Genomic DNA, 24,976 nt, shown 5'->3' with positions numbered 1-24,976 from the left:
AACATGATGAAGGAATTAAAACAAAAATACATAGATATTTTAGAAGAAAATGATTGGAGTGTTTCTTCTTATACAGATGATGGTAGAGTTGAGCTTCAAAAGTATTCACCAGCAGGAGAAGATTTTTCTATCATTGTAGAAGTAGAAGATTTTACAGAATCGGTAAGAAAGTACGCAAATGATTTTGATGCGGATGAACACGCAGAAATGTGGATTGAGGCAAGAGGTGAGGTAAACGGAGTGCCTGAAAGCATTAGAGAACTTATTGAGGACGCAGAAGCTATTCAAGAAATGCTTGATGGTTTGGCTGATGCGTTGGAAGCGGTATGAAGGAAAACAATTAGAAGAGTTAAAATTTTATAACGAAAGGTGTTCTATATGATAGAAGTTAAAAATGGTTTTGAGTGTACTGACGATGATTGTATGCAATGTCGTAAATATATAGGAGATAGAAAGTATATGTTCATTCAGGCACTTTGGTTAGATGCAATAGATGATGAAGGTATATATAGTGTAGTTGCAGGTACTATAGACGTATCTAAGATGACAACAGAGGATATTGAATGTGCCATCTATGGATATTATGATAGTATTAAAAACATGGAACAGAAATATGAAGCAGCATTAGAGGATTTAGACTGGCTTGTTGCGGAATGTGAGTTTGAAAGTAAGATTACTTGGGAATATGGAAGCAGGGTTGTCACTGAGAAAAGGGCAGAGGAAATTATTCAGAAATTCATTGATAGTGATGGAGAGGTGTTTTTGAATGAATAAAATATTGTGTAAAAATTGTGTACAAATCATATTGACGTTACACAATAAATGTGTATAATATAATTGTAAGGAGGTGCAATTATATTTGAAGCAACGTGAGTTGATAAAGAGATTAGAAGATGGTGGGTTTGTTTTTGAAAGACATGGTGGAAATCACGATATATACAAACGAGGCAATGATGAAGAGAAGATACCACGTCATCGAGAAGTCAATGAACGGTTGGCAAAAGCAATATTAAGAAAATGGGGATTATTATAATCCCCTACCCATCTTTATATATAAGGAGGCAATAAAATGAAAGTAGCATATCCAGTAATATTTACAGATGTTGATACGAATATTTTAATTGAAGTGCCAGATTTGGAAATATTAACGGAAGCAAATGAGGAAGGAAAACCAAAAGGTACACTGGCAGATGCAATTATGATGGCAAGAGATGCCATTGGAATTGCTTGTATTGAAAAGGAAGATAAAGGAGATGAGATAAAAGAACCTTCTTTGCTAGAAAATATTGACATTACACAGTCTACTTTTGCAGGAGAAGGAAAGAATATAATTTCAATAGTTGATGTGGATTTAGTAGAATATAGAAGAAAGATTGACACAAAAGTTGTAAGAAAAAATGTTTCATTACCTAGTTGGTTGAATTATGAAGCAGATAAAGCAGGAATTAATGTGTCAAGAGTATTACAAGAAGCACTTATTAGTGTTTTAGGTGTTTCACGTAGAGTATAAAACAAAATAGAAAACATACGAAAAGCATTCAGAGAATATATATCTGAGTGCTTTTTTGATATTAAAAAAATAAAATTATAGAAGAAAGGCGTTGTTATGGCAGTGAAAGAAAAAATTGAAATAGCTAAAAATACAAATGAGCTATTAGACCACTTAATAAAAATTGTAGAAAATAATAGTGAAAGGTTTTCTTTTGAGTGGGTTACAGGTGGCGAAGCTGCAAAAATGGAAATTTACGATAAGGAAAAGAAAATAGGGTATGTAGTTAAACTTGAACCTATTGAGTATAATGAAAGTCACATTTCATAGAAAGGGAATTTATTATGAAAAATGTTAAACGGTGGTTTGAGAATGATAATGAGGCTTATGAAATATCAGAAGGAAATGGGTTTTTAGATGCTAGAACAGATATAGTGCATTATTTGATTGTAGAGCCGCATAGTGGAACAAATAATAGATGGATGCTTAGAATTACGACAAGAGTAGCTTTTGATAGATGGGCTAATTCAACAGGGTTTGAAAAATTTTTTACAACAGAAATAGAACTGTGTGAATTTTTGCAGGCAGCGCAACTTGATATTTACAAGGAATTATTAAGATATCTTTCTAAGGAATACGAAGAATTAGAAGAAGCGTTTAATATAGAGTGTAATTAGGAGGAAACAAACCATGAAACCAGACGGAAAATGTATATGGATATATTACAGAGGAAAATGTGAATACAGCGATTGTAGGAAATGTCTTCATTATAGACCAGATTATAAAGGAGAGGAATAATAGTTATGAATAAGAATATTTTTTTAATTGACAAGGATACAAAAGAAAATTTAGGTAATATTGATTTTATTCCTAAAAGAGAAGATAGAATGATTATTACAAGAAGCTGGAAAAGATTAGAATACAAAGTGAAATGCATTGTTCATTGTCCTGATGAAAATGGTGTTATAGTATTTGTAGAATTGTCAGACAACTATTATGATAAAATAATTGAAAATATTAAATGGAAATAATCTGGCAAGAAACATAGGGACATGGTATACTATATATTACAGGAGACGAAAAGGATTATCTTGTGTTCCTATTACATACACTTGTCCGGTATGCAGAAAAGAGTTTCAAAGTTTAAGAGAAAAATACTGCCCAGATGAGTGCAGAAAGGTGGCAAGAAAAGAAATTCTACATGAAAATAATAAATGGTATTATGAGAATAGGAAGAAAGGCTGGAATTGATCCAGCATAAATAGCAGAATACTTGGATGCAATACGTATTTCTGCAATGTTACATTGCAAAGATATTTATCCAGATGAAGCAAAAGTTGATGCTGTAAATTTTATAGGGAGGCAAGCAATGGCAAAGCATAATGAAACAAAAAAAGCATTAATGGAAATTTTTAAAGAACGAGAAGAAAAATGGTATTCAATAAGCGAATTAGAGGAAATATGCAAAGAAGATTATGGGCTTAATTTTGATGATAAAAAAGAGAAAAACAACTTATATAATCAGTTATATAGGTTTAAACAAGATGGGATAGTCATATGTAATAGAAGCCTTTATCGAATAAATGACAGAAAAATTGACAATGCACTACAAATTATAGAAGATAAAATTGAAAGTTATAAGAATTTCAAATGGTATAGTTGTTCAGATGAAGAGTTGGAAGAAGCTAGAAATACCTTGCAACGAATAACGGACTTATCCAGTAAAGTACAAAATTTAATAAACCAGATGAATGATGATACGATAAAAGTGACAGAAGATATTAAAGCAATGTGAATATGCTGAAGAAATATAGGTTTATTAGGATACAAAATTATTTCAAGGGAAATTATTGTAATAGACAATGAAACAAGCAATGAGCTTGCGTTGTTAGAATATTTACCTAAGAAGGATGAACGTATTATATTGGGAAGAATGGAAGTGAAAGAAAAATCATTAAATTGGATATTTTAATATAGTAATATTGTAGATATCAGGTTAAACTAACTACTGTTTATAAGGAGGCTTAAAAAAGTGAGATGGAAATGCCCTGTTTGTGGTAAAGAGTTTGAGAATTTTGGATTTAAAGAATTTTCACAGTGTCCTAAAACAACATTGTTTGGAAATTTTAAGAAAAAAACAGTGGATGGAGAATTTCAAATAGTTAATAGATTGATAAATAAACCAGTGTGTTCTGAAGAATGTAAGAAAAGAAACGAGGATAAATATTTTGTAGAGGAATACAAGGGAAATAAAATCTATTGTGTATATGGTGTATATTTACCATATCTTGAATGTGGCGATTGGTACAATAGTATCGAAGATATAAAAGAAAAAATTGATAATGCACGTATGAAAGAATAGGAGTGTGCAATTATGAGGAATATATTTCATCGGCATAGATACAAAATTATTGGCACAGGTGATAGATTAAGTCTATTCACAAATGAAAAAGATGGTCTGGAAGTAGACATTATGTGCAAATGCGGAAAATGCGGTACAGTAATTGTTCCAGAGTCTCTTAGGGACAAGGTGCTTATACAAGCTGCTAAAGGGAAATATTTTAATGCTCCGTACATTGTTAGTGCAGATCGGTTAATGTAAAAGATGATAAAATAAAACGAAACAGAAAGGTGATACTTAGGTATCATCTTTTTTTATTACAAATGAAAAAGGGGTTTTAAATATGTGTAAAGAAGCAAAATATAAATTACAGGTTGGACTATGGTGGGGCGTTGACGGTCATGATATTAAAGTTATATCCATTAACGGAAAAGAAGCGAGAGTCAGAGAAAAATGGATTTCAGAAGATACGTTGGAAGTTGTTATTCAAACAGAAGTTTACGACATTGTTGTTATAGACGACTGTGAATATATACAAAGTAGGGATTATCCTAAGTTTAGATTGTGTGCTAATGCTGCATTTAATTATCCATTTGAAGAGGATACCTATATAACAACTTCTGATTCTGGTTATAATTGTCAAAAAGGTGAAAAGAATGAATAATGTAATCTTTGATCCAGATGAATATATAAAGAGTGGAGGTGTTATAGAAGATGTAGAATTTTTAGAAATAAGAGAGAATATGAGGAAACATAAGAAAATTGATTTGCGAGAGCAAAAACGCTATGGAATAATGCTTTTGTTCATTTCTTATGGTATAATGAAGTTAAGTAAAATAATACCTGAATTATTATTTTGGGTATTTATTTTAGGTACATTAGGTATTACCGCTATTTTAAGTAAAGAAAAAATTATATTTTAAAGGAGGAGAAAGTTATGTCATTTTATCCGGTAGTTTTAGGCTTACCTTATGAGTTAGGTTTTTTGACTCCATTTATATTGGTGATTTATTTAATTTATAAGTGTACTAAGAAATAGAGATAAGGGAAAATAAGACCTTAAATAAGAAAAATAAGGATTTTAAATAAGCTAATTAGCATTTCTTAAATAAGCTAATTAGCTTATTTTTATTTTGCTCAAATAAGAGAAATAAGAAAAATAAGGAGATAAAGATAATGGCAGCAAAAAGGATGTTCAATATTAAATTGATAAAATCTGATGCGTTTACATCTATGCCATTAAGCACTCAAGCTTTATATTTTCATTTGAATTTAGAAGCTGATGATGATGGATTTATTGGTAATCCAAAAGGAGTACAGAGATTTGTAGGTGCTTCGGATGATGACCTGAATTTGCTTATATATAAAGGGTTTTTGATTAAATTTGACTCTGGTGTTGTGGTCGTAAAACATTGGAGAATGCACAATACATTGAAAGGTGATAGATATGTAGAGACGGCTTATCAGGAAGAAGGAAGTATGCTGTATTTGAAAAAGAATGGAGCATATACTTTTGATGCAGAGCAAGCTGTTACTAGATTAGAAAATAAGTGGAACCAAAATGTTTCCAAAATGTTTCCACAGTCGAGTACAGTACAGTGTAGTGTAGTAGAGAGTAGTAAAGAGTTGTTGTTACCAAATAAGGAAAATAAGGGTGAGGCTTTGCCTCCACCTATAGCAACAGCAACAATAGAAACTGTTAAACAACAGCATACATATATACCTCCATCTGGAATATACGTTGAGATACAAAATTTATATAACAATATTTGTATAAAACTTCAGCCAGTAGAGAGGATGACAAACAAGAGAAAGCGTTTTATCAATACATTGTTAGATAATGGGTTTATAATATCAGATTTTGAAAAAGCTTTCCGTAGAGTTGATGAGTCTGAATATTTTAACAGTCTGAAAGACGGTCAATGGAAACCAACGTTTGACTGGATCATTCAGGAAGATAACATGAGTGCGGTACTGGAAGGGAAATACGACAAAAGCTTTGATTTTAAAGGGGGAAATGCTGAAAAGAAGAACAAATTTAACAACTTCAAAGGGAGAGGATATTCTTCTGACGAAATGCAGAACTTAGAGAGGAAGTTATTAAGTCAGTAAAAAGCGTTCCTATGTGAGCGTTTAAATAAAAACATTAAAAAGGAGAAATGAACATGAGTGAATTAAAAATTTTTGAAAACAAAGAATTTGGACAAGTGAGAATAGTGATGATTGATGGAGAACCTTGGTTTGTTGGAAAGGATGTAGCAAGAGCACTTGGATATGGTGAAGGAAAATCCCTTAACAATGCGATTGCGAATCATGTAGATGATGAAGATAAAGGTGTCACTGAAATGATGACTCCCGGTGGAAAACAAAATATGACTATTATTAACGAGTCAGGTCTATATGCTCTTATCTTCGGCAGCAAGCTAAAATCTGCTAAAGAGTTTAAACACTGGGTAACGAGCGAGGTACTTCCATCAGTCCACAAAACAGGAAAATACGAAGCTAATAAAAATAACACTATTATTCCAACTGTAGTCGGTAGTGTAACCCAAATTCCTCCTCTTGGTAACTGGTACGATAAAATGAAACTTCGTATTGATGCTTTATGTGAGATATATGATACAAGCAGAAAACAGTTATATCACTTAATCCTTACTCAAGTACAAGGAAAATACAGTTGGGATTATGCAGTGATGGCATATATCAATGAGACTGGTTCTGCTCCGAGATATCCTATGGATGTTGTCGCTCATTTCCAGCAGCTTCAAACAGAAGCAGAGAATATAATTAATATTCTTTTAGAACATGCAGGATACAATATTTAAATTTAATACTTACAGTGGAACAAAGAGTGAAAATACATAGTAAATAGAATTTAGGAGGATATATTATGAGTTTAAGAAAAGCAAATATTACATGGAACAGTAAACAAATATCAAAGATGATTGATAATGAAAAAGTTACTTTTGACAATGTTGTGCAAAGAGGAGATGTATGGGAAACAGCAAGGAGGTCTTATCTTATCGACTCTATGATTACGGGATATCCTGTACCTCCAATTTACGCCAAGAGAGGAGATGAAAAAATCTATGATATTCTGGAAGGACAACAAAGATTATTGACTATCAATAAGCTTCTTCATGATGAATTTGCTCTTACTGGATTAAATGATATTGTTATCATTGATGAAGTAACAGGAGAAATGAAAACTTATCAATTGAATGGTCTTCGATTTTCAGAATTGCCTGAAGAAATTCAAGAGATAATAAATACATTTAACTTTACAATTTATTATTTCGATGATATTACGCCGGAAGAAGTGAGAGAAATGTTCAAGCGTTTAAATAACGGAAAACCATTGTCAACTAAAGAAAGAAATATTGCTAATTGTGAAGATATTGAGAATATTATGGAAATTGGTGAACACGAAATTTTTCATGAAATGATGAATAAGAAAGCTTATCATGCAAAGAAGTATGTTCCAATTATCGTGAAAATGTATTTAATGATTTACGAGCCATTAGATGAAGTTTCTTTTGAAGGAAAACATTTTAATCCAGTAATTGAAAAGCTTAGAATTACTGAGGAAGAGAAAAAGAAATTGATAGATGTATTTGATTTAATAGAATATGTACACGATTCTATTGCCAGTGATACGGATAAGGCTAGTGCAAAGATTGCTAAGAAGATATATAAAGAAACACATTTAGTATCACTTATACCATTTGTGAAAAAGGCAGTAGAAGAAAATCTAAATGCAGACATATTTACGGATTGGATAATGAAGTTCTTTTCTTCAACTGACGGAGCTAGTATTTCAGATGAATATAATCTTGCATCTCAAGCTGGTTCGGCAAAAAATGAAAATATCCAGAAAAGACATAGAGCTTTAGAGAAAAACTTTGAAGAGTTTTTCGACAAAATTGAAAACATTGAAATGTAATTAACGCAGCTTAGGCTGCTATTTTTTATGGAGGAAAATATGTGTCAGAATAATTTTAATCCTTTGGAAGAATTTGCAAAAAGAGGAACAGGTTTTGTAAACGGAGAAAAGAGAATTCTAAAATTCTTTCAGGAAAACAAAAATAAAAAAGATAGGGTGGATTTTCTGAAAAATGAATTTGGAGTAGGAGGATTTAGTTTTTCTTCAACAGAAGCAAATTTGCTAACAAGAGGAGATACAAATGCTAAAGGAATCACGTTGAGATACAACAATGATACAGATTTTGGCATTGAGAAAAAGTACACATGGAAGGAATTGGTTGATTGTATTGATGCAATGATTGAGAAGGAGGAATATGTAAATGAAAAAATTTAACTGGGAAGAATTTAAATATAAAAATAACAAGATTGCAGTGCATTGTAAAACAGAGGAGGAAGCAAAAGATTTCTGTAATCAGATGCATGAGCATGGGATGAAGTGGGGTGATGGTGATAGTTATTTGGAAAATATAAACTATAATAAATATCTTGGTAAAACGTGCTACAGCAATAGTTGTTTGTATGGCGGATATGATTTTTATGAACAAATAGGTTATAGAATTTTAGAGTGGAGTGATTACATGGGAGTTGGAAATAAAGAATTTACAAAGGCAGATTTAAAAGACGGTATGGTTGTTGAATACAAAAATGGAAAAAGAAGGCTTGTTATTGCAAATATGTTGATAGGTGAAGACGGATTTTTAACGTTAGACTCATTCCGGGAAAATTTAGAAAATATTAAATTTATGGACCATACAATTGTAAAAATTTTCAAAATAAAAGAAGCTATGACATTTAATTATATTCTTGATGATGATAACCTTAAACTCATCTGGGAACGTATTGAAGTCAAACACATGACTGTTGATGAAATGCAAAAGAAGTTGGAAGAGCTGACTGGAGAGAGGGTTGAGTTTGAGCCGAGTGTGGAAGAAATGATTGGAGTTATTTGCAAATATTGTAGAAAAGCTAAATGCAATACGTGTGTTATACCAAGTGGAATGAGTTGTAATTTTGCTAACTATAGCAAAGACGAAGTAAAGAAAGCGTATGAGAAGGTGATGGAAGATGGACGAAAAGAAAGTTAGAGAAGTGATAGAAGATTTTAAGGAAATAGTTTTAATGTCTTCTGCAATGGGATTTGATATTACTTCTGGACAGTGTGATTTAATAATCGAAGCACTTGAAAAGCAGTTGCCGAGGAAACCTAACTTTGAAGGAGATGGATACGCTCCTAATGGAACATTTGTGTATGACACGTGGATATGTCCGAGTTGTGAGGGATACTATGAAGTTGACTATGATGATTACGTTTATTGCCCGCAGTGCGGACAGAAACTTGATTGGTCGGAATAAATGAGTTGAATTAGACTTAGAAAGGTGAAAGAAATATAGACGAACCAAAGAAATACCCGTTTTGCGGTGGGGAAGCTAAAATATACAAATCGTTTAATTACATTAGCAAATACAGAGTGTAATGTGCAAAATGCGAGATGTGTTCACCAAATTACAACAAATCAGAAGAAGCAATCGAAGTATGGAATAGGAGAGTGAAATAAATGTCTATTTATAGAGAAGTAATAACAGAAGTTTACTGTGATGTATGCGGAGAAAAAGTTATAGGATGGAATAGCACAAGAAATGATGGAGTGAGTAAAATATGGGCGGGATATTATGCAAGATTAATGGGTTGCACAGTAGGAAAAAAGGTAGTGTGCAAACAGTGTCGAATAAAGAAACGTATAGAAAAATGCAATCTACAAAAGAGGTATGGATGCGTAGAAAAAGACAAGAACGGTGCTTGCTTGGGGATTGGTGAACAATGCAAACACTGTATTGCGTGCGCTGCTTTTGACTGGGAAGAAGAAAGGAAACGGTTGAGTAAATGAAAAAATATAAATGCAAGAAGTCTTTTTATGTAGATAAATACGACAATGATGGATTTTTGATAAACGATGGAATGGTAATTGAAGAAGGGAAAATTTACGAATTAAATGAAAGTGAGTACATGATAATTGGTGGGAAAGACCATGTTCATCTTGACGCTGTAGATGATGGCTCATGGTTAGAAATCACAAAAGAGCATTTAGTAGAGTATTTTGAGTTCATGGAGGTAGAGTGATGGGTGATGCAATTTATAACCAAGCTGTAAAGGAAATGAGAAGCCTTGCAGAACATGTGATGCAAGATATTCAAGAATTTGCAGATGAACATGACTATGAAAAAACGTGGGTTGTTGAAAGATTTAGAGAGGAATTTAACAGGATATCAAGAAAAGAGGGATAACATGAACGTACTAGAGAAGATTTTGGAAGAGATAAAAGAAGCAACATTTCAAGAAGATGCGCCTATTTATATGGGTGATATGGAAGTGGATGGATATGTGCGAGCAAGCAGGATAGAAGAGATCATTCGTTCTCACATGGATGATGGTAGCAAAAGTGATTGGATACCATGCAGTGAGAGGTTGCCTGAAAAACCTGTATTTGGAGAAGATTCGTATATTGTTCAAACAAATAATATAATAACCCCATTCTCTGCTTTTTGGGATGGAGAAGAATGGACAGATGTAAGTGATGACAAAGTAAAAGGGGTAATTGCATGGCAGCCGCTTCCAAAAAGATATAAAGGAAAATAAGATTATGAGTAGTGATTTAATTAGTAGACAGGCGTTAATTCGATCAATTGTTAAAGAATATGATACACAATTTGGACAATATTCTCTCATGGAAATGATTGACGAAGTACAAAAAGAGCCGACTGCTTATGATGTAGATAAGGTTATAGAGCAGTTACAGAAAGCAAAAACCAGAATGTCGTGTTATCGGTTAAACAATATTGCAGACGATAGAATAAGTATTGATGAAGCAATTGAAATTGTACGAAAGGGTGGTATTGAGAAATGAAAAGACTGACAATTAGTGGAACTGGTGAAGCAAGAACAGATGTTACGATTAAAGAAGTGCTAGATAGACTGAGATTTTATGAAGACTACGATGAACGAGAAGAATTGCTGATACACGCTTTTACCATCGAAACTACAGTTTTATGTTCAGAATGTGGACATTCGCGAAGTGCAGTGTCAGAAACATGGATTAGACCTGATTTGTTGAAGTGTGATAGATTTTACACAACAAAAGAAGAAGCAGAAAAAGCACTAGAGCAGATGAAGAAAGATGAGGAATAAAAACATGCATATAAGTTATCAGGGAATTTCTGAACCGAAAAAAGAGCCAAAAGATATGCTTATAGAGTGCTTGAAAGATGTAAGAGCTGATATCAGTCAAGCATGTAATAGGATTGAAGATAAAAATTTATATAAGGCAATGGGAAGGATTGATAATTTTCTTACAATCCTCAGCTATTTAAATAACGCAGAGGAGGTTGAATAGATATGGGGTATGTAATAATGCTATTTCTTTTAATCGGTTGGGTATTCAGCAGAGGAACAAGTGATGTTGCTTTAGTGGCTGCTGGATTATTTGCAATTGCTGGAGCTATCAGTTTTCATGAGTAGAGGATGGTGATATAATATGAGTAAAGAAGCAAAAAGTCTTAGGTGGTTAGCAAATATGTTTCCGCTTACCAATGTTCCGTTAGATGAGACTGATAAAATATCAAATGCAATTCATATATATTGCACTGCTGGCGCAGAAAAAATTGACCAGCTTCAAAAAGAAAATGAAATACTTTTGGAATATTTAAAGAACAAAGGAGTTGATTTGAATGACCGGAAGATTTGAGCATAAGCTTGCCATAGAAGAAAAGCTTGAAAACCATATAAAAGAGAAACCGATATGGTTAAGAGATTATTATTATAGTATGGCGAATAACACTGCTGCGACAAAAAGGAAATACCTTGGAGATGTAGAAATGTTTTTGAATAGTATTGCTGATGGAATGGGAGTTGAAATTGCAGAGCTTAAATTAGAAAACATCACTACATCTGTAATTAACCGCTATTTTACTAAAAGAAATCAGGAGTTAATTTCTGGAAAACCAATATCTAACGCAACAATCGCAACTCAAATCAGCAGCTTACATAATTTCTTTGATTTTCTTTATAGATTTGAGTATATATCAGAAAATCCAATGGAAAAAGCGATTAAAAGACCTTCTGTAAAGCTTAAAGACGAAATTTCATATTTGACAGAAGATGAGATTTCGATTATTATAAAAAATCTCAATGAGGGAGTTGGGTCAAAACACGCCAGAACGTCTCAAAAGAAATATCAGGATAGAGATAGGTTGCTGTTCCTTATTCCTCTATCAACTGGATGTAGAGTATCAGCATTGAGTGAAATCAATGTGAGTGATATTGATTTCGAAAATTGTTTAATACATACAATTGATAAGAGAGATAAAGAATTTGAGTACGAGGTCACAAAAGAACTTATGGATATCATTCGTAGATGGTGCGATAGGAGGAAACTAATTCCGGGAATAGAAGCAACAGATGCTTTATTTGTTTCTAAAAAATCTGATGGATGTAAAAGGCTCGGAGTTGGCGCAATTCAAAAAATTATTGCAAAATATTCTGAGGGGATAGATAGAAAAATAAGCCCACATGAGTTGCGTAGAACATTTGGTACAAATGTATATCGAATGAAGGGAGATATATATTTGACATCAGAATTGCTCGGACACAGTAGTCCTACAACCACGAAAAGGTACGCATCGGTAAACAAACAAGAAATGAAAGAAGTAAGAGGAGCGATAATCAATAACCTGCTAAAATAAGTTTATTTACATTTACTGGAAAAAATTTCCAAAAGATGATAATATACTACTGTACATAACAGAAAGTTGAGGAAAGCCTATGTATAATGAGGATGTGAAAAATAGCTATGTAAAAAAATTAAAATATAAGGTCGATACGAAAGAAATGATGGATGTACTTACATTGTTCCAAAAATCTTCTATATTGGAAGAAAAATACAATTGTGATTTAGCGTACTTTAATAGAGAACAGTTAATAGAGTTGATAAAAATGTTCAACTTTACATCTATTTATAGGGTGAGGGAAATCCAAAGAAGAATAAACCGTTATGTTGTATATTGTTCAGAAGAATATGACAAATCAATCAAAAAAACGACCATAAGCCAAGATAAAATAAGAGAAATAGCAAATAGCGGAAATAGCAAATTGGCAGTAATTAGTAAGGAAATGTTTGAAATGCTTGTAGATAAAATGCTTAAAAATAACAATGCTCAAGGAGCATTTGCGCTCGTAGCTGCATGGTCTGGATTGTCTGGCTATGGACTTTCGGAAATTACTCTTGTCAAATTGTCTAATATAGATTTTAGCAATAAAAAGTTGAAAATATACGAATACGACCCCGTGAGCGATAAAATCATTTTTACCAGAACGACAGTAGTCTCTGACTTATTTATTAAAGTAGCTGAGTTGGCTGATAAAGAGATAGAGTACATAGATAATATTGGTAGAGCAATAGGTATATACGAAAATAGCGAATATGTTATTAAAACAAGGATTACAAGCAGAAATTTAGATACCAGCGAAACTAAAGATTTGAGATTATTTATCGAAAGAAGAAGAAAAAATATCCAAGATAGATTGATGAGGTTGAGAAATAGTGATGATTTTTATTTTCCAAACCTTAATTTTGAAAGCATAAGGCGTTCCGGTATAGCTTCTGTAACAATAGATGTAGCAAACGCTTTAGGCGTTCCGTTAAGCAAACTTGAAGAAGATGATAGTAATTTTGTTATCAAACCGATACTGGACAAATTTAATATTGACATGACTTATATGCGTAGTATAATTAGTACACATATTTTAAAATATAGCCAATAGGCTATATTTTTTTACCATATCACAAGTTTGACAAAAAGGTTATATATCAGGTTGATATTCTAAAAGTGTTATGGTACAATAATTAAACAGAACATATATTCGATTAAAGGAGATAACCATGTTTAAATTGATAACTTTATTAAAAGAACACAAAATGTCTTGCGTAAATGTAGAATTTATTGGAAATTGGATAAAATATTGTAAAGATAGTTGCTTGATTGATGTATTTGACAATGAAACTAATATTGCACTAGTAATTTCAGGAGCAGGCGTGATATTGGATAAAGAGAAAATCGAGGATGTTACTTATGAGAACGACTGTATAAACATAGTATCAAATACAAATGAAAAAATAATTTTAAAAAAGTGTTGACATTTCGGCGAGAGTGTGATAAATTATACCCATAGCAACGGAGGACATTAGAAAATGAATGAAATGAGAGCTATCATAGAACAATTAAAAGCAGCTAACGTTGCTTACTATCAGGAAAGTAGAGAAATCATGTCTAACTATGATTATGACAAACTCTACGATAAGCTGGTAGATATGGAGAAAGAAACAGGAGTTATTTATTCCGATTCTCCAACACAATCTGTAGCAAACGATTTTTTAGACTTCTTGCCAAAAGAAAAGCATGAAAAGAAGATGCTTTCTTTAGACAAAACAAAAAGTGTTGAAACTTTAAAAAGCTGGATAAGCGATAAAGATGGAATTTTGTCATGGAAATTAGATGGACTAACTGTTGTTCTTACTTACGACAATGGCGAGCTGCAAAAAGCCGTGACAAGAGGAAACGGTACAACAGGTGAAATTATCACTCAAAATGTATCAAGATGTAAAGGAGTACCATTGAAAATTCCATATAAAGAGAAACTAATTCTTAGAGGTGAAGCAGTTATTTCATATACTGATTTTGACAGAATTAATTCTCAGATAGAAGATGTTGGAGCAAGATATAAAAACCCAAGAAATCTTGCTTCAGGAAGTATTCGCTTACTTGATGCATCCGAAAGTCAAAAAAGAAATGTCCAAGTCATTATATTTAGACTAATCTCTGGTAGTAAATTTAAGACAATGGACAAACAATTTAATTGGCTTTCTGAAATAGGATTTAATGTTGTAGAACATTATCCTGTAAATAAAGACAATATAGAAGAATGTGTAAAATTTTTTAAAAGAAAAATCGAAAATAATGACATTCCGACAGACGGTCTTGTAGTTTCATATAACAATACTGATTATGGCAATTCTCTTGGCAATACTTCGAAATTTGAAAGACATTCGTTTGCTTTCAAATGGAAAGATGAAGTTGCGGAAACTACTTTAAAAAAGATTGAATGGAGTCCTTCACGAACAGGCTTACTTAATCCGGTAGCAATTTTTGAGCCGGTAGAGCTGGAAGGGACTACGGTAAGTCGTGCCAGTGTGCATAATATCAGTATTATTAAAGAATTGAAACTCGGCATAGGAGATACAATCAAAGTTATCAAGTCTAATATGATAATCCCCCAAATTGTTGAAAACAGCACAAAGAGCAACAATTTAGATATCCCAAAACAATGTCCTATATGTGGAGGAGACACTAATATAATTTGCTCTAATGATACAGAGGTTCTAATGTGCATGAATACACACTGTCCAGAAAAGCTTATTGGAAAATTTGTACATTTTTGTGAAAGAGACGCAATGAATATTGAGGGAATGTCAGAGGCTACTGTTGATTTTCTCGTGAAAAAAGGATGGTTAAAGACATTTAAAGATTTTTACAATTTATCTCAGTATAAGGCAACTTGGATGTCAATACCGGGATTTGGTAAAAAATCTGTTGAAAAATTATTCCTGTCAATAGAGAAAAGTAAACAAGTAAGTCCTGAAAGATTGTTGTATGCATTAGGAATACCTAAAATTGGAAGAAGTCAATCAAGAGAGATATTTAATCATTTTGATACATGGGATGATTTGATAAAATCCATGAAAGAGAAATTTGATTTTAGTAAATTAGACGGTTTTGGAGATGTATTAAATAAATCTATATACGATTGGTTTAAAGAAGATTATAAATCAGAAGAAATTGAGCAACTTGTTAAAATTCTTGTGTTTGAAGAAAAAATAAAAACGGAGGAACTCCTTTCATTAACCAACAAAACATTTGTGATTACAGGAAGTTTGAATAAGTTCTCAAATAGAAATGATTTAAAATCTACAATTGAAACTCACGGAGGCAAAGTAACAGGGAGTGTGACTTCAAAGACACATTATCTGATTAACAATGATACAACGTCAAATTCTTCTAAAAATAAAAAAGCAAAAGAGCTTGGTATTCCAATTATAAGCGAAGAAGAATTTCTAACACTTTTGTAAAATAAAACCATCGTAGCATAAGCTGCGATGTAAGGGGCTTTAGTTCAGTTGGTTAGAACGCTCGGCTCATAACCGAGAAGTCATAGGTTCGAGTCCTATAAGCCCCATTAGGCTGATAGATTAAATCAATTGCCATAAAAACAGAGTAGATATAGTTTTTACTGTAATGCGTACCTGTACAAGTAACAGTTTTTACTAAGGTTTTATCCCTTACTCATGAGAGGTAATGAGCCTTTGAGTCTACTAATTTTGATAAGCATACTCAACAGAAATCTTTGGAACGTGCACGAACTAAGGAAAGTATGATATGGAACGAGTAAAATATGATGCGATGAATGTGGAATGTGCACATGAAACAGACTTTACATTATAGAGATGGTTCAAATCCATTGCTTATCTCTCTACTATTTGCTTTATGATTTTTTTCAAATAGTAGACTCCTTTCTTGGGGTATCGCCAAGCGGTAAGGCACAGGACTTTGACTCCTGTATTCGCTGGTTCGAATCCAGCTATCCCAGTTTTATCTTTACTCTGTATTTTTAAACACCCCTAACACACCCCCAAAAATGCAATACTCTACAGGGTAAAGGTAAAAATAAATGCAATGATAGTTCAGTTGGGAGAACGGCTGGCAAAAACAATGTTGTTAAAAATACATTGTAGACAGCAAAACAAACCAGCAGGTCGCAAGTTCGACTCTTGCTCATTGCAAGCTCCTTTGTTGGAGAGGTTATCTTTTTTATTTACTTTTAAATGAGTTGCAGGAATAACTGCAATTCTGATGCGGAGTAGAGCAGTCTGGAAGCTCGTTAGCCTCATCAGCTAAAGATCAGTGGTTCAAATCCACTCTCCGCAATTCCTTGAGCTATAACTTTAAAATTTTGAAATATATTTTCAAACATATAAATCACTTCCAAATAAATTTACTCAAGGACATGCCCCAATCGTAAAAGGAAACAATATTTCTAATTCGTAGCACTCTAAGTAGAGGTAAAGAGAATAGGGTAAAACTGCATTGTGAAATGCAGAAGTTCATAAGAGAACTGCAATAAAGTAACGATTTATTGTGAATGAAAAATTCAAATCAGTTACATACAGCAAAATATAAAACAAATGGTTAAAGAAAGTATTATGACAAAATATTTCGAGATGGTTCAAATCCATCACAATTAAATGTAGCTGAGAAAATTTAATATGCAGGACATAGCTCAATTGGCTAGAGCACGTAAACTTTGTAGTATTGTTATAAATATGTTACATACAGCAATTATTTCTAATGCGCTTTTAACGCCGTGGTTATCGGTTCGAGTCCGGTTGTCCTGCAAAATATGCGGAGAATAGCTCAGATGGATAGAGCACTGTTAAAATTGTAGCGATGTAAAATATTCGTTACATGCAGCAACATACATATTGCTTAGGGAGCCAGATGTCGCAGGTTCGAGTCTTGCTTCTCCGCACAACAGAATATGAGAGTAATGGGTAACTCGGTTAGTGTTGGAAGCTTTCGTTCTAGGTTCGAGTCCTAGTGTTCTGATAGGTGTAAAATCTAAAATACAAAGAAAGGGAAATTAAAAATGCAAAACAATTTTATAAAAGATTTTGTAGCAGATGGCGAATTATATTTGAAACCAAAAGGATTAAATTTTGCAGAAGCTGTAAAAGAAACACTAAATGAATTGCCATATAATGTGTCCATAAGTGAAAACGGTGCAATTGGATATAAGTCTTCAGGTCATGTTTTGGTAGATATTAACTATATGACAAGTTCGCTACGAAAGAAAACAGACAAAGAATTAATCAACTTGTTCCAAGCTGCTTATTATGAAAACCCAATGTATGCATGGAAATGGCTATTCTTCTTACGTGATATTAGAGGTGGGATGGGTGAAAGAGATACTTTTCACAGAATTATCAAGTATATGGCTGACTTTAGACCACATGAGATGACACTATTTATTCCATATATAGCAGAATATGGACGATATGATGATACATGGGTATTGCTTGATACACAACTTAACAGTATAGTAATTAAAATGATAAACGCACAGCTTCAAGAAGATATTAAAAATTATACTGAAGATAAACCAATATCATTGCTTGCGAAGTGGCTACCAAAACGTAATGCAGAAAGTCATATATCAAGACATTATGCAAGACTTATTATTGAAGGGTTAGAACTCGATGATAAGACATACAATCGTATGTTGGTGAAATTGCGTAAGAAACTCAATTTGGTAGAAACTTTTATGTGTGCAAATCAATGGTCAGCAATTGACTACAATTCAGTACCTTCTAAAGCAAATCTATTATATCGAAACGCTTTTCTTAAACACGATCCAGAAAGAAGACAACAGTATCTTGAAGATTTGGCTAACGGAAAAGAAGGAGTAAAAATCAATGCTTCTACTAACTTTCCTCACGATATTGTGCATCAGTATGTTACTGTAGATGGATATGGTTGGAGTTATAAATTAAAAAAATATGATGAGACATTAGAACAACTTTGGAAAAATCAAAAAGATACTATTCAGTCAGCAGAAAATATTATGGTTATTCAAGATGGTTCTGGAAGTATGTATCAACCAATAGATAGAAATTCTTCAGTGCAAGCAGAAGAAGTTGCAACAGCACTTTCTATTTACTTTGCTGAGAGATGTTCTGGTCAATTCAATAATAAGTTTATGACATTTGGAAATAGACCAAGGTTTGTTGATATTAGCAACTGTCAAAATCTTAAAGAAAAAATTCAGATTACTTTAAAAAATACAGATTGCAGTAATACGAATATTGAAAGAGTATTCCAGTTATTATTAGACACGGCTGTAAAAAACAACATGAAACAATCTGATTTGCCAAACACGCTATTGATGATTTCGGATATGGAATTTGACTGTATGACTTCAGGAAGAACAGATAAAGCAATGTTTGATGAATTTGCTAAAGAATATGAACGATACGGATATAAATTACCAAGACTGGTGTTTTGGAATATTTGTTCAAGAACAGGAACAATCCCTGTTAGAGAAAATGCGAATGGAGTAGCACTTGTATCAGGATATTCTGTAAACATAATGAATATGGTATTAAGTAATGAATTAGACCCGTACAAATGCCTATTAAAACAGCTTAATACAGAAAGGTATCAGATTATTGAAGATAGATTTAAAGAACTGGAGGGAAAAAGCAAATGAATTTGAATGGTTTAAATGACCAGCAAGTAGAAAAAAGCAGACAAAAATATGGTAGCAATAAGCTGCCAGAACCAAAGCAAAAGACGTGGTTTAATTTTTTTACAGACGGATTAAAGGATAAAATCACAATTATTCTAATCATGATGGCTGGAGTTTTCTTTGCTCTTGCATTTCTAGGAGTAGAAAGTTTTAGTGAGCCTGTTATTATTTTAGCAGTGTTAGCAATTGTGAGTGGAATTAATGTTAGAACAAATCTATCAATACAGAAATCAAATAATAGTCTAAGAGCAAAAACGGCGGTTAGATATTGTAATGTAATTAGAAATGGTTCTGTTGTAAAAATCAATAAAGATGATATTGTAGTTGGCGATATTATATGTCTTGAAATGGGACAGGAAATCTTTGCAGATGGTTACATTGTTGAAGGTGAAATTGCTGTAAGTAACGCTGCAATTAATGGTGAAACAAAAGAATGTAAAAAACATTACATTTCAGGATTTAAATATCCAGAAGAAATAACTACAGACCATTATACAGATGAAACGTGCGTATTTGCCGGAACAACTGTTATGTCTGGTGAAGCAAAAATGTTAGTACAGACAGTTGGTATTAACACTGTCAATGGAGACACACTGGTAAAAATGCAAACATTAGAGCCTACTAAAACTGCTTTAGATATTGCATTAGATAAGTTAGCTGATTTTATTTCTAAATGGGGAACAGTGGCAGCCTTTGGAGGATTTTTAATCGCAACAGCAACAGGTATCTTAGAAGTTGGATTTAGAGAATACTTTTCAGGAGATGTGTTACAGATAATAAGAACAATCGCTGAAAACATTTCAGTAGCCCTGACAATTATTGTAGCTGCTGTACCAGAAGGATTACCAATGATTGTAAAATTTGTTACTAAAATGAATGTTAAGACAATGGAAAAGGCAAATATTCTTACAAAAAATCCTTCAAAGATACCAGAATTGGCTTATGTGAATTACGTATGTACAGATAAAACAGGAACATTGACAACAGGTGTTATGACACCAAAAGAAATTATTACTGGTGACATGAAATCTCAAAAAATAAATAAAGATAATCTACCAGAAATTCTTAAAGAAAATATAGCTTTAACAAGCGGAAGCTTATTTGATGAAAAAGGAAAAATTACTGGTGGCAATTCAATAGATAGAGCAATGCTTAGTCTTCTTAATCAATCTGAATTCAATTCTATTTTGACTCAAAACCCAAAATCTAAAAAACAGCCTTTCAATAGTCAATTTAAGTATTCAGCGTTTTCTACAAGCTGTGAGTTTGGAGATACTTCCTATTATAAGGGTGCTCCTGAAAAGATTTTATCCAATTGTAAATACAGACTAGAAAATGGGAAAATTGTCGAAATGACAGATGAGGATAGAATAAATATCTTGAGTGAAATCTATGACCTTACCACGAAAGCAATGAGATGTATTGCATTTGCATACAATATGGAAGCTTTAGAGGAAAATGTAATACCAGAAGATTTAGTATTCACAGCAGTAATTGGAGTACAAGATCCAGTTCGTAAAGAAGTTCCTGATGCTGTTAAGACAGCAAAAGAGGCTGGAATTACAGTAGTAGAAATTACAGGAGACTGTATTGAAACAGCAGTTGCAGTAGCTCAAGAAGCTGGTATTTATGAAAAAGGTGATATGGCTTTAACTGATGCAGAGTTTTCTGGAATGACAGATGAAGAAATTAAAGACATTATTCCACGTTTAAGAGTTATTGCTAGATGTTCTCCTACAACAAAATTGAGACTTATTACATTAGCTCAGGAGCTTGGATATTCCACAGCAATGACAGGTGACGGTACAAATGATGCACCAGCATTAACAAAATCTGACGTTGGTTTCGCCATGAATAGTGGCACTGATGTGGCAAAAGAAGCTGGTGATATTATCCTTGTAGACGATAACTTTGCTTCTATTGTAAAAGGAGTAAAACTTGGAAGAACATTTATGCACAATATTCTTATGTTCTTGAATTTCCAGTTGCCAATCAATTATTCACTTCTTGCTATGAACTTCTTATATCCAGTCTTTTTAACAGGCTCTTTCTTAACATCAGCTCTTATTCTTATTATCAACATTATTATGGACTCTTTGAACTCCTTATCATTTGGTGGTGAACCTCCAAAAGATGAATATATGAAAGAACAACCTTTAAAGAAAGGTGAAGGATTATTTGTAAATGGAAGTAAAAAACATATTGCTATTAACGCATGTATCTTCTCTTTAGCGTTTGGTTTAATGATTTTTAGTCCAATTAAGCATTTATTTGCAACTGAAGCCGCTGGATTATCAGCGAGATTTGCTTTACTTTGCTTTATGGCGGTATTAAATGGCTTTACTCTTAGAACAGATAGTAGAAACCTGTTTAAAGGATTAAGCAAGAATAAATTATTCTATCGAATTGCTATTGGGATTTTCGTAGGAACTATTGCTCTTGTACAGTTTGGGGGAAGCGTATTACATACAGCTTCATTGAACTTAACTCAGTGGTTAGCAGTAACAGCATTATCCACAATCGTTCTGTTAGCAGATTTTATTAGAAAAACAATGAAGAAAAGGAGAAATAAATAATGGGATTTTTCAGTTTTTTAAATGGAAATAAAAATGAAACTGAGTCTGGGCACAATAGTGCACCAGCTCAGGAAACTAAAAAAGTATGTATTGATATGTCAAAAGAGAATTTGAATAAAGTTTTAATTAACATGTCAAAAGATAACAAGATTGATATGACAAAACATACGGCAAGAGTTGCAGTTGCAATGGATTATAGTGGAAGTATGAGCGATGAATTTAGAGAAGGAAAAGTACAGGATGTAATTACAAGACTTCTTCCTATTGCCTTGAGGTTTGATGATAATAAAGAACTGGAATGTTGGCTATTTTCAAATGGAGAAGAAAGACTTGAAGTTATTACTGAAAAGAATTATGAAAACTATGTAGATAAAGTAATGTTGAAAGCACGTATGGGCATGGGAGGTACGGAATATGCACCTGTATTAACAAGTATGGTTCATCACTATAAAGATATTGAGCCTAGCACAATTCCTGCATTTATCATGTTTATTACAGATGGAGATAACTGGGATAAAGAAAAAACAAATGACATTATCAGGGAATTATCCGCATACAACATATTTGTCCAGTTTGTAGGAATTGGAAATGATAATTTTAAATATCTGAAATCTTTGGACGACATGAAAGGCAGAGAGAATGATAATACAGGGTTTATCTCTGTAAAAGATATTGCAAAATTAGATGATGAGCAGCTATATACAGAGCTTTTGAGACAATATAAAGATTGGTTAGCGAATAAATAGGAGGAAGAAAAAATGCCAGTAATTGATATGAGTAAAAATCAAAAAATTAACATGACAAAAGAAGATGGAAGCAACATTAAAAATATTTTCATTGGTGTGCGTTGGGATATGAATAGATTTTCCGGCGAAGGAGATATTGATTTTGATATACATGGGTTCTTAACAAACAGCGATAAAAAAGTTCAATATCCTTCAGATATCGTGAATTTTAGTACATACGGAGATGGAAAAAATTATCCGTGGGTTGAATACTCTGGAGATAACAGAACAGGCGATGACTCACAGGGTATTGAATTTAATGGGAGACATTTTGATGAGTATTTTATTGTTCACGCTGATAAGTTTCCAGCAAACAAAACAGACTTTACAATTTGCTTAACAATTTTCAGAGCAATTCAACGATTGCAGAATTTTGGCATGGTAAATAATGCAATGGTTACAGTATATGACTATGACAATCCGTCAGGTTTTGAAGCAAACTTTGATTTATCAGAAGATGAAAAGTTTGAAAAATTAAATGCTGTGGAGCTTGGAAGATTATACAAGCATAACGGTGGATTTAAATTTCAGGCAATTGGTTCTGGTTATACAGGCGGTATGGTTGAATTATTTAAAACATTTGATTTAGACATTGATGAAGGTAGGGATGCTTAATGACTTTCGCAACGGTATTACTTTTATTAACTGTTGGTATTGTTGGAGGAATTCTTTTGTTTACAAAAATAGGCAAAAGAATTCGCCTTAGAGCAACAGGAACAATCAATGAAAAATTAAGTGAAGATGCATCTACTCCTGAAGGTGCAAAAGCATATTTTAATGCTGCTATTGAAAAGAAAGAAGAAGATTATTCTAAAGCAAGTGCTAACTATAGTCAAATTCTTGGAAAATTATCTGCATTTGAAAAAGATTTAAGAACACTCCAAAAAGATGAAATGAAAGTTAATATGGATATTGACTCTTGCGTATCTCGTGGTGATGATGAAGGGGCTAAAACATATTTGAAAATGCAGCAAGAAATTACAGATAAGATGGAAGTTCTCAAAGAAGGTATTAAGGATTTGAAAGAGAACGAAAGGTTGCAGAAAGAGACAGTTGATAAGCTCTATGATGATTTGGCACAGTTAAAAGCTGAAAAAGAAAAAACCGTATTCACTTTGGAAACAGTAGAAGCTACAAAATCTTTGAAAGCTGATACCACAGTGTCTTCAAATGAAGAAGATAAAATGTTAGAAAAAGTCAGAGATGGAGTCAGAAAAGCAAGAGAAGAGTCTGAAGGAAACAGAATAGCTTATGAAAATTCTGCTAGCGTGCAGAAAAAACGTCTGGATAAAAAAATGAAAGACGAAGAAATCAATAAGAAGTTAGCTGAACTGAAAGCAAAGAAAGGAATGAAATAATATGTGGGTTCTATTTCTTTTAGCGGTTTTAGGATATGCAGTGTTGGGATTGATAATTGTATGGATTGGAAATAAAGTTATCAATTCAATCAAAAAAGATGACAAAAAGATAGAAAAAGAATTGGAGGAAGACCATAAGCCATGAAGAAAAAAGTTATAGCTAGTATTGTTTTAGTAGTTGCATTGGCAGGCGGAGTTTTTACAGTGAGCCAGATGGAAAAAATTCCAACAGGAAGAGTAGGAGTTCAATATTCATTGAATGGTGGAGTAAAAGATGAAGTATTGGACATGGGAGTACATTTTGTTCTTCCTGGTATTCACGTAAAAGAATTTACAATTGGAAATGAACAGTTAATTCTATCAAAAGATAAGAGAGAAGGAAGTGAAGGGGACGACTCTTTCAAAGTTGCTACTTCTGATGATGCAAGTATTTCTATTAGTTTTCAGATGTCCTATAGATATATTCCTGAAACAGTAGTAGATACATATAAGAAATTCAAAGGTATGGATGGAGAAGATATTGTTGAACAGCGTGTGAAAACAGTGTTAAAATCAAAGATTTCTGAAATTACAACAGATTACAGTATGATGCAGTTATATAGTGGAAATAGATCAGAAATCAACGACAAAATCACTGAATATTTAAATGAAGAATTTGGCGAAGCGTATGGCATTGAAGTTTTGGATGCATCCATTATTGACGTTCATCCTGACGATAAGTTAAAGGCAGCAATTGATGATAGAGTGAAAGCTTTGCAGGAAAAACAGCAAGCGGAAGCAGAGCAGGAAAAAATTAAAGTTCAAAAAGAAACCGAAAAAATGCAAGCGGAAGCAGATGCTCAGATTGCAGTAACACAGGCTCAAGCAAAAGCAGAAAAAATGCGTATCGAAGCTCAGGCGGAGGCAGATGCAAATAATTTGAAATCTAACTCCATTACACCAGAACTCATTCAGATGAAAGAGGCAGAGGCAAGATTACAGCATGGTTGGGTAACTGTTCAGGGTGCAAATGCAGTAGTTAAGGAGGAATAAA

Annotated in this window: 38 protein-coding genes, 5 tRNA genes and 1 pseudogene; all 44 read left to right on the top strand. The window is 32.9% G+C overall.

All coding sequences use genetic code 11. The features are described from left to right. Nucleotides 1–3 precede the first annotated feature (3 nt). Nucleotides 4–330: a hypothetical protein gene (locus tag CGC63_RS09515; RefSeq protein WP_003020578.1), complete on the top strand. Its 327-nt coding sequence runs from the start codon at nucleotides 4–6 to the stop codon at nucleotides 328–330. A 48-nt stretch (nucleotides 331–378) separates the two neighbouring features. Further along, nucleotides 379–774 carry a hypothetical protein gene (locus CGC63_RS09510; RefSeq protein WP_003020581.1) on the top strand — a complete coding sequence of 132 codons (396 nt, stop codon included), beginning with the start codon at nucleotides 379–381 and terminating at the stop codon, nucleotides 772–774. An 85-nt stretch (nucleotides 775–859) separates the two neighbouring features. Beyond that, nucleotides 860–1,033 carry a type II toxin-antitoxin system HicA family toxin gene (locus CGC63_RS09505; RefSeq protein ID WP_040351115.1) on the top strand — a complete coding sequence of 58 codons (174 nt, stop codon included), beginning with the start codon at nucleotides 860–862 and terminating at the stop codon, nucleotides 1,031–1,033. A gap of 36 nt (nucleotides 1,034–1,069) precedes the next feature. Continuing rightward, entirely contained in the window at nucleotides 1,070–1,510 is a 441-nt protein-coding gene (locus CGC63_RS09500) for a type II toxin-antitoxin system HicB family antitoxin (protein WP_003020587.1), read from the top strand. Nucleotides 1,511–1,606: 96 nt separating this feature from the next. Further along, complete coding sequence (locus CGC63_RS09495) at nucleotides 1,607–1,819, top strand: hypothetical protein (RefSeq protein ID WP_003020590.1); 213 nt, start codon at nucleotides 1,607–1,609, stop codon at nucleotides 1,817–1,819. 14 nt (nucleotides 1,820–1,833) lie between these two features. Continuing rightward, complete coding sequence (locus CGC63_RS09490; protein ID WP_003020593.1) at nucleotides 1,834–2,166, top strand: hypothetical protein; 333 nt, start codon at nucleotides 1,834–1,836, stop codon at nucleotides 2,164–2,166. Nucleotides 2,167–2,292: 126 nt separating this feature from the next. Then, complete coding sequence (locus CGC63_RS09485; protein ID WP_003020596.1) at nucleotides 2,293–2,520, top strand: hypothetical protein; 228 nt, start codon at nucleotides 2,293–2,295, stop codon at nucleotides 2,518–2,520. A gap of 242 nt (nucleotides 2,521–2,762) precedes the next feature. Next, entirely contained in the window at nucleotides 2,763–3,284 is a 522-nt protein-coding gene (locus tag CGC63_RS09480) for a hypothetical protein (protein WP_040351116.1), read from the top strand. 237 nt (nucleotides 3,285–3,521) lie between these two features. Then, entirely contained in the window at nucleotides 3,522–3,851 is a 330-nt protein-coding gene (locus tag CGC63_RS09475; RefSeq protein ID WP_003020603.1) for a hypothetical protein, read from the top strand. A gap of 12 nt (nucleotides 3,852–3,863) precedes the next feature. After that, nucleotides 3,864–4,091: a hypothetical protein gene (locus tag CGC63_RS09470; RefSeq protein WP_003020606.1), complete on the top strand. Its 228-nt coding sequence runs from the start codon at nucleotides 3,864–3,866 to the stop codon at nucleotides 4,089–4,091. Nucleotides 4,092–4,173: 82 nt separating this feature from the next. After that, the gene (locus CGC63_RS09465; RefSeq protein WP_003020609.1) at nucleotides 4,174–4,494 is read left to right on the top strand and encodes a hypothetical protein; all 321 of its coding nucleotides are present in this window, start codon (nucleotides 4,174–4,176) and stop codon (nucleotides 4,492–4,494) included. Then, a complete protein-coding gene (locus CGC63_RS09460) occupies nucleotides 4,487–4,753 on the top strand; it encodes a hypothetical protein (protein WP_003020612.1) in 267 nt (88 codons plus the stop codon). Before CGC63_RS09465 ends, CGC63_RS09460 begins: the two co-directional genes overlap by 8 nt. Before the next feature lie 253 nt (nucleotides 4,754–5,006). Further along, nucleotides 5,007–5,942 carry a hypothetical protein gene (locus tag CGC63_RS09455; RefSeq protein ID WP_003020614.1) on the top strand — a complete coding sequence of 312 codons (936 nt, stop codon included), beginning with the start codon at nucleotides 5,007–5,009 and terminating at the stop codon, nucleotides 5,940–5,942. A 53-nt stretch (nucleotides 5,943–5,995) separates the two neighbouring features. Then, nucleotides 5,996–6,655 (top strand): BRO-N domain-containing protein, encoded by a 660-nt coding sequence (locus CGC63_RS09450; RefSeq protein ID WP_003020617.1) that lies wholly within the window; start codon nucleotides 5,996–5,998, stop codon nucleotides 6,653–6,655. Nucleotides 6,656–6,720: 65 nt separating this feature from the next. Continuing rightward, nucleotides 6,721–7,773 (top strand): DUF262 domain-containing protein, encoded by a 1,053-nt coding sequence (locus CGC63_RS09445; RefSeq protein ID WP_003020621.1) that lies wholly within the window; start codon nucleotides 6,721–6,723, stop codon nucleotides 7,771–7,773. 63 nt (nucleotides 7,774–7,836) lie between these two features. Next, complete coding sequence (locus CGC63_RS09440; RefSeq protein WP_169899513.1) at nucleotides 7,837–8,148, top strand: hypothetical protein; 312 nt, start codon at nucleotides 7,837–7,839, stop codon at nucleotides 8,146–8,148. Further along, nucleotides 8,135–8,899, top strand: a complete 765-nt coding sequence (locus tag CGC63_RS09435) for a hypothetical protein (protein ID WP_003020627.1) — start codon at nucleotides 8,135–8,137, stop codon at nucleotides 8,897–8,899. The genes CGC63_RS09440 and CGC63_RS09435 overlap by 14 nt, the downstream gene beginning before the upstream one ends. Continuing rightward, the gene (locus tag CGC63_RS09430; protein ID WP_003020629.1) at nucleotides 8,880–9,167 is read left to right on the top strand and encodes a hypothetical protein; all 288 of its coding nucleotides are present in this window, start codon (nucleotides 8,880–8,882) and stop codon (nucleotides 9,165–9,167) included. The genes CGC63_RS09435 and CGC63_RS09430 overlap by 20 nt, the downstream gene beginning before the upstream one ends. A gap of 203 nt (nucleotides 9,168–9,370) precedes the next feature. Then, nucleotides 9,371–9,700, top strand: a complete 330-nt coding sequence (locus tag CGC63_RS09425; RefSeq protein ID WP_003020632.1) for a hypothetical protein — start codon at nucleotides 9,371–9,373, stop codon at nucleotides 9,698–9,700. Further along, entirely contained in the window at nucleotides 9,697–9,933 is a 237-nt protein-coding gene (locus CGC63_RS09420; protein WP_003020634.1) for a hypothetical protein, read from the top strand. The genes CGC63_RS09425 and CGC63_RS09420 overlap by 4 nt, the downstream gene beginning before the upstream one ends. After that, nucleotides 9,933–10,097: a hypothetical protein gene (locus tag CGC63_RS15310; RefSeq protein WP_003020638.1), complete on the top strand. Its 165-nt coding sequence runs from the start codon at nucleotides 9,933–9,935 to the stop codon at nucleotides 10,095–10,097. Before CGC63_RS09420 ends, CGC63_RS15310 begins: the two co-directional genes overlap by 1 nt. A 1-nt stretch (nucleotide 10,098) precedes the next feature. Further along, a complete protein-coding gene (locus tag CGC63_RS09415) occupies nucleotides 10,099–10,449 on the top strand; it encodes a DUF551 domain-containing protein (protein ID WP_003020641.1) in 351 nt (116 codons plus the stop codon). An 88-nt stretch (nucleotides 10,450–10,537) separates the two neighbouring features. Beyond that, entirely contained in the window at nucleotides 10,538–10,717 is a 180-nt protein-coding gene (locus CGC63_RS09410; protein WP_154965458.1) for a hypothetical protein, read from the top strand. Further along, nucleotides 10,714–10,998, top strand: coding sequence for a hypothetical protein (locus CGC63_RS09405; RefSeq protein WP_003020648.1), 285 nt, complete (start codon nucleotides 10,714–10,716; stop codon nucleotides 10,996–10,998). Before CGC63_RS09410 ends, CGC63_RS09405 begins: the two co-directional genes overlap by 4 nt. Beyond that, on the top strand, nucleotides 10,988–11,203 hold the full coding sequence (locus CGC63_RS09400; protein WP_003020651.1) for a hypothetical protein: 216 nt from the start codon (nucleotides 10,988–10,990) through the stop codon (nucleotides 11,201–11,203). Before CGC63_RS09405 ends, CGC63_RS09400 begins: the two co-directional genes overlap by 11 nt. A 2-nt stretch (nucleotides 11,204–11,205) precedes the next feature. Next, a complete protein-coding gene (locus tag CGC63_RS15810) occupies nucleotides 11,206–11,328 on the top strand; it encodes a hypothetical protein (RefSeq protein WP_003020654.1) in 123 nt (40 codons plus the stop codon). Nucleotides 11,329–11,344: 16 nt separating this feature from the next. Beyond that, entirely contained in the window at nucleotides 11,345–11,554 is a 210-nt protein-coding gene (locus tag CGC63_RS09395; RefSeq protein ID WP_003020657.1) for a hypothetical protein, read from the top strand. Further along, nucleotides 11,538–12,551, top strand: coding sequence for a tyrosine-type recombinase/integrase (locus CGC63_RS09390; RefSeq protein ID WP_003020661.1), 1,014 nt, complete (start codon nucleotides 11,538–11,540; stop codon nucleotides 12,549–12,551). The genes CGC63_RS09395 and CGC63_RS09390 overlap by 17 nt, the downstream gene beginning before the upstream one ends. A 79-nt stretch (nucleotides 12,552–12,630) precedes the next feature. Next, entirely contained in the window at nucleotides 12,631–13,629 is a 999-nt protein-coding gene (locus CGC63_RS09385) for a phage lytic cycle repressor MrpR family protein (protein ID WP_003020662.1), read from the top strand. Nucleotides 13,630–13,747: 118 nt separating this feature from the next. Beyond that, the gene (locus CGC63_RS09380; protein ID WP_003020664.1) at nucleotides 13,748–14,002 is read left to right on the top strand and encodes a hypothetical protein; all 255 of its coding nucleotides are present in this window, start codon (nucleotides 13,748–13,750) and stop codon (nucleotides 14,000–14,002) included. A 54-nt stretch (nucleotides 14,003–14,056) separates the two neighbouring features. Then, nucleotides 14,057–15,991, top strand: coding sequence for an NAD-dependent DNA ligase LigA (ligA, locus tag CGC63_RS09375; protein ID WP_003020666.1), 1,935 nt, complete (start codon nucleotides 14,057–14,059; stop codon nucleotides 15,989–15,991). Nucleotides 15,992–16,024: 33 nt separating this feature from the next. Continuing rightward, nucleotides 16,025–16,098: transfer RNA gene (locus CGC63_RS09370), tRNA-Met, on the top strand. A 339-nt stretch (nucleotides 16,099–16,437) separates the two neighbouring features. Beyond that, a tRNA-Gln gene (locus CGC63_RS09365) sits at nucleotides 16,438–16,509 on the top strand. Between the two features lie 83 nt (nucleotides 16,510–16,592). Next, nucleotides 16,593–16,702, top strand: a tRNA-OTHER gene (locus CGC63_RS15305). 71 nt (nucleotides 16,703–16,773) lie between these two features. Next, nucleotides 16,774–16,847, top strand: a tRNA-Met gene (locus CGC63_RS09360). A 340-nt stretch (nucleotides 16,848–17,187) separates the two neighbouring features. Beyond that, nucleotides 17,188–17,315, top strand: a tRNA-OTHER gene (locus tag CGC63_RS15300). A gap of 6 nt (nucleotides 17,316–17,321) precedes the next feature. Further along, nucleotides 17,322–17,448 (top strand): annotated as a pseudogene (locus CGC63_RS15295). Nucleotides 17,449–17,565: 117 nt separating this feature from the next. Then, the gene (locus CGC63_RS09355; protein ID WP_003020671.1) at nucleotides 17,566–19,185 is read left to right on the top strand and encodes a DUF2828 family protein; all 1,620 of its coding nucleotides are present in this window, start codon (nucleotides 17,566–17,568) and stop codon (nucleotides 19,183–19,185) included. Next, the gene (locus CGC63_RS09350; RefSeq protein WP_003020674.1) at nucleotides 19,182–21,800 is read left to right on the top strand and encodes a cation-translocating P-type ATPase; all 2,619 of its coding nucleotides are present in this window, start codon (nucleotides 19,182–19,184) and stop codon (nucleotides 21,798–21,800) included. Before CGC63_RS09355 ends, CGC63_RS09350 begins: the two co-directional genes overlap by 4 nt. After that, nucleotides 21,800–22,546 (top strand): VWA domain-containing protein, encoded by a 747-nt coding sequence (locus CGC63_RS09345; protein WP_003020677.1) that lies wholly within the window; start codon nucleotides 21,800–21,802, stop codon nucleotides 22,544–22,546. Before CGC63_RS09350 ends, CGC63_RS09345 begins: the two co-directional genes overlap by 1 nt. A gap of 12 nt (nucleotides 22,547–22,558) precedes the next feature. Next, on the top strand, nucleotides 22,559–23,200 hold the full coding sequence (locus CGC63_RS09340) for a TerD family protein (protein WP_003020680.1): 642 nt from the start codon (nucleotides 22,559–22,561) through the stop codon (nucleotides 23,198–23,200). Nucleotides 23,201–23,256: 56 nt separating this feature from the next. Further along, nucleotides 23,257–23,943, top strand: coding sequence for a hypothetical protein (locus tag CGC63_RS09335; protein WP_154965457.1), 687 nt, complete (start codon nucleotides 23,257–23,259; stop codon nucleotides 23,941–23,943). A 1-nt stretch (nucleotide 23,944) separates the two neighbouring features. After that, on the top strand, nucleotides 23,945–24,088 hold the full coding sequence (locus CGC63_RS15450) for a hypothetical protein (RefSeq protein WP_003020685.1): 144 nt from the start codon (nucleotides 23,945–23,947) through the stop codon (nucleotides 24,086–24,088). After that, nucleotides 24,085–24,975 carry an SPFH domain-containing protein gene (locus CGC63_RS09330; protein ID WP_003020690.1) on the top strand — a complete coding sequence of 297 codons (891 nt, stop codon included), beginning with the start codon at nucleotides 24,085–24,087 and terminating at the stop codon, nucleotides 24,973–24,975. Before CGC63_RS15450 ends, CGC63_RS09330 begins: the two co-directional genes overlap by 4 nt. Nucleotide 24,976: the final 1 nt, after the last annotated feature.

Source organism: Blautia hansenii DSM 20583 (assembly GCF_002222595.2).
Lineage (GTDB): Bacteria > Bacillota > Clostridia > Lachnospirales > Lachnospiraceae > Blautia > Blautia hansenii.
This window is presented reverse-complemented; position numbering and strand designations above follow the sequence as displayed.

Bases quoted from the DNA above. Each gene is read 5' to 3' on its own strand.
- CGC63_RS09515 (WP_003020578.1), top strand. From the start codon at position 4: ATGATGAAGGAATTAAAACAAAAATACATAGATATTTTAGAAGAAAAT.
- CGC63_RS09510 (WP_003020581.1), top strand. From the start codon at position 379: ATGATAGAAGTTAAAAATGGTTTTGAGTGTACTGACGATGATTGTATG.
- CGC63_RS09500 (WP_003020587.1), top strand. From the start codon at position 1,070: ATGAAAGTAGCATATCCAGTAATATTTACAGATGTTGATACGAATATT.
- CGC63_RS09495 (WP_003020590.1), top strand. From the start codon at position 1,607: ATGGCAGTGAAAGAAAAAATTGAAATAGCTAAAAATACAAATGAGCTA.
- CGC63_RS09490 (WP_003020593.1), top strand. From the start codon at position 1,834: ATGAAAAATGTTAAACGGTGGTTTGAGAATGATAATGAGGCTTATGAA.
- CGC63_RS09485 (WP_003020596.1), top strand. From the start codon at position 2,293: ATGAATAAGAATATTTTTTTAATTGACAAGGATACAAAAGAAAATTTA.
- CGC63_RS09470 (WP_003020606.1), top strand. From the start codon at position 3,864: ATGAGGAATATATTTCATCGGCATAGATACAAAATTATTGGCACAGGT.
- CGC63_RS09465 (WP_003020609.1), top strand. From the start codon at position 4,174: ATGTGTAAAGAAGCAAAATATAAATTACAGGTTGGACTATGGTGGGGC.
- CGC63_RS09460 (WP_003020612.1), top strand. From the start codon at position 4,487: ATGAATAATGTAATCTTTGATCCAGATGAATATATAAAGAGTGGAGGT.
- CGC63_RS09455 (WP_003020614.1), top strand. From the start codon at position 5,007: ATGGCAGCAAAAAGGATGTTCAATATTAAATTGATAAAATCTGATGCG.
- CGC63_RS09450 (WP_003020617.1), top strand. From the start codon at position 5,996: ATGAGTGAATTAAAAATTTTTGAAAACAAAGAATTTGGACAAGTGAGA.
- CGC63_RS09445 (WP_003020621.1), top strand. From the start codon at position 6,721: ATGAGTTTAAGAAAAGCAAATATTACATGGAACAGTAAACAAATATCA.
- CGC63_RS09435 (WP_003020627.1), top strand. From the start codon at position 8,135: ATGAAAAAATTTAACTGGGAAGAATTTAAATATAAAAATAACAAGATT.
- CGC63_RS09430 (WP_003020629.1), top strand. From the start codon at position 8,880: ATGGACGAAAAGAAAGTTAGAGAAGTGATAGAAGATTTTAAGGAAATA.
- CGC63_RS09425 (WP_003020632.1), top strand. From the start codon at position 9,371: ATGTCTATTTATAGAGAAGTAATAACAGAAGTTTACTGTGATGTATGC.
- CGC63_RS09420 (WP_003020634.1), top strand. From the start codon at position 9,697: ATGAAAAAATATAAATGCAAGAAGTCTTTTTATGTAGATAAATACGAC.
- CGC63_RS15310 (WP_003020638.1), top strand. From the start codon at position 9,933: ATGGGTGATGCAATTTATAACCAAGCTGTAAAGGAAATGAGAAGCCTT.
- CGC63_RS09415 (WP_003020641.1), top strand. From the start codon at position 10,099: ATGAACGTACTAGAGAAGATTTTGGAAGAGATAAAAGAAGCAACATTT.
- CGC63_RS09410 (WP_154965458.1), top strand. From the start codon at position 10,538: ATGGAAATGATTGACGAAGTACAAAAAGAGCCGACTGCTTATGATGTA.
- CGC63_RS09405 (WP_003020648.1), top strand. From the start codon at position 10,714: ATGAAAAGACTGACAATTAGTGGAACTGGTGAAGCAAGAACAGATGTT.
- CGC63_RS09400 (WP_003020651.1), top strand. From the start codon at position 10,988: ATGAGGAATAAAAACATGCATATAAGTTATCAGGGAATTTCTGAACCG.
- CGC63_RS15810 (WP_003020654.1), top strand. From the start codon at position 11,206: ATGGGGTATGTAATAATGCTATTTCTTTTAATCGGTTGGGTATTCAGC.
- CGC63_RS09395 (WP_003020657.1), top strand. From the start codon at position 11,345: ATGAGTAAAGAAGCAAAAAGTCTTAGGTGGTTAGCAAATATGTTTCCG.
- CGC63_RS09390 (WP_003020661.1), top strand. From the start codon at position 11,538: ATGACCGGAAGATTTGAGCATAAGCTTGCCATAGAAGAAAAGCTTGAA.
- CGC63_RS09385 (WP_003020662.1), top strand. From the start codon at position 12,631: ATGTATAATGAGGATGTGAAAAATAGCTATGTAAAAAAATTAAAATAT.
- CGC63_RS09380 (WP_003020664.1), top strand. From the start codon at position 13,748: ATGTTTAAATTGATAACTTTATTAAAAGAACACAAAATGTCTTGCGTA.
- ligA (WP_003020666.1), top strand. From the start codon at position 14,057: ATGAATGAAATGAGAGCTATCATAGAACAATTAAAAGCAGCTAACGTT.
- CGC63_RS09355 (WP_003020671.1), top strand. From the start codon at position 17,566: ATGCAAAACAATTTTATAAAAGATTTTGTAGCAGATGGCGAATTATAT.
- CGC63_RS09350 (WP_003020674.1), top strand. From the start codon at position 19,182: ATGAATTTGAATGGTTTAAATGACCAGCAAGTAGAAAAAAGCAGACAA.
- CGC63_RS09345 (WP_003020677.1), top strand. From the start codon at position 21,800: ATGGGATTTTTCAGTTTTTTAAATGGAAATAAAAATGAAACTGAGTCT.
- CGC63_RS09340 (WP_003020680.1), top strand. From the start codon at position 22,559: ATGCCAGTAATTGATATGAGTAAAAATCAAAAAATTAACATGACAAAA.
- CGC63_RS15450 (WP_003020685.1), top strand. From the start codon at position 23,945: ATGTGGGTTCTATTTCTTTTAGCGGTTTTAGGATATGCAGTGTTGGGA.
- CGC63_RS09330 (WP_003020690.1), top strand. From the start codon at position 24,085: ATGAAGAAAAAAGTTATAGCTAGTATTGTTTTAGTAGTTGCATTGGCA.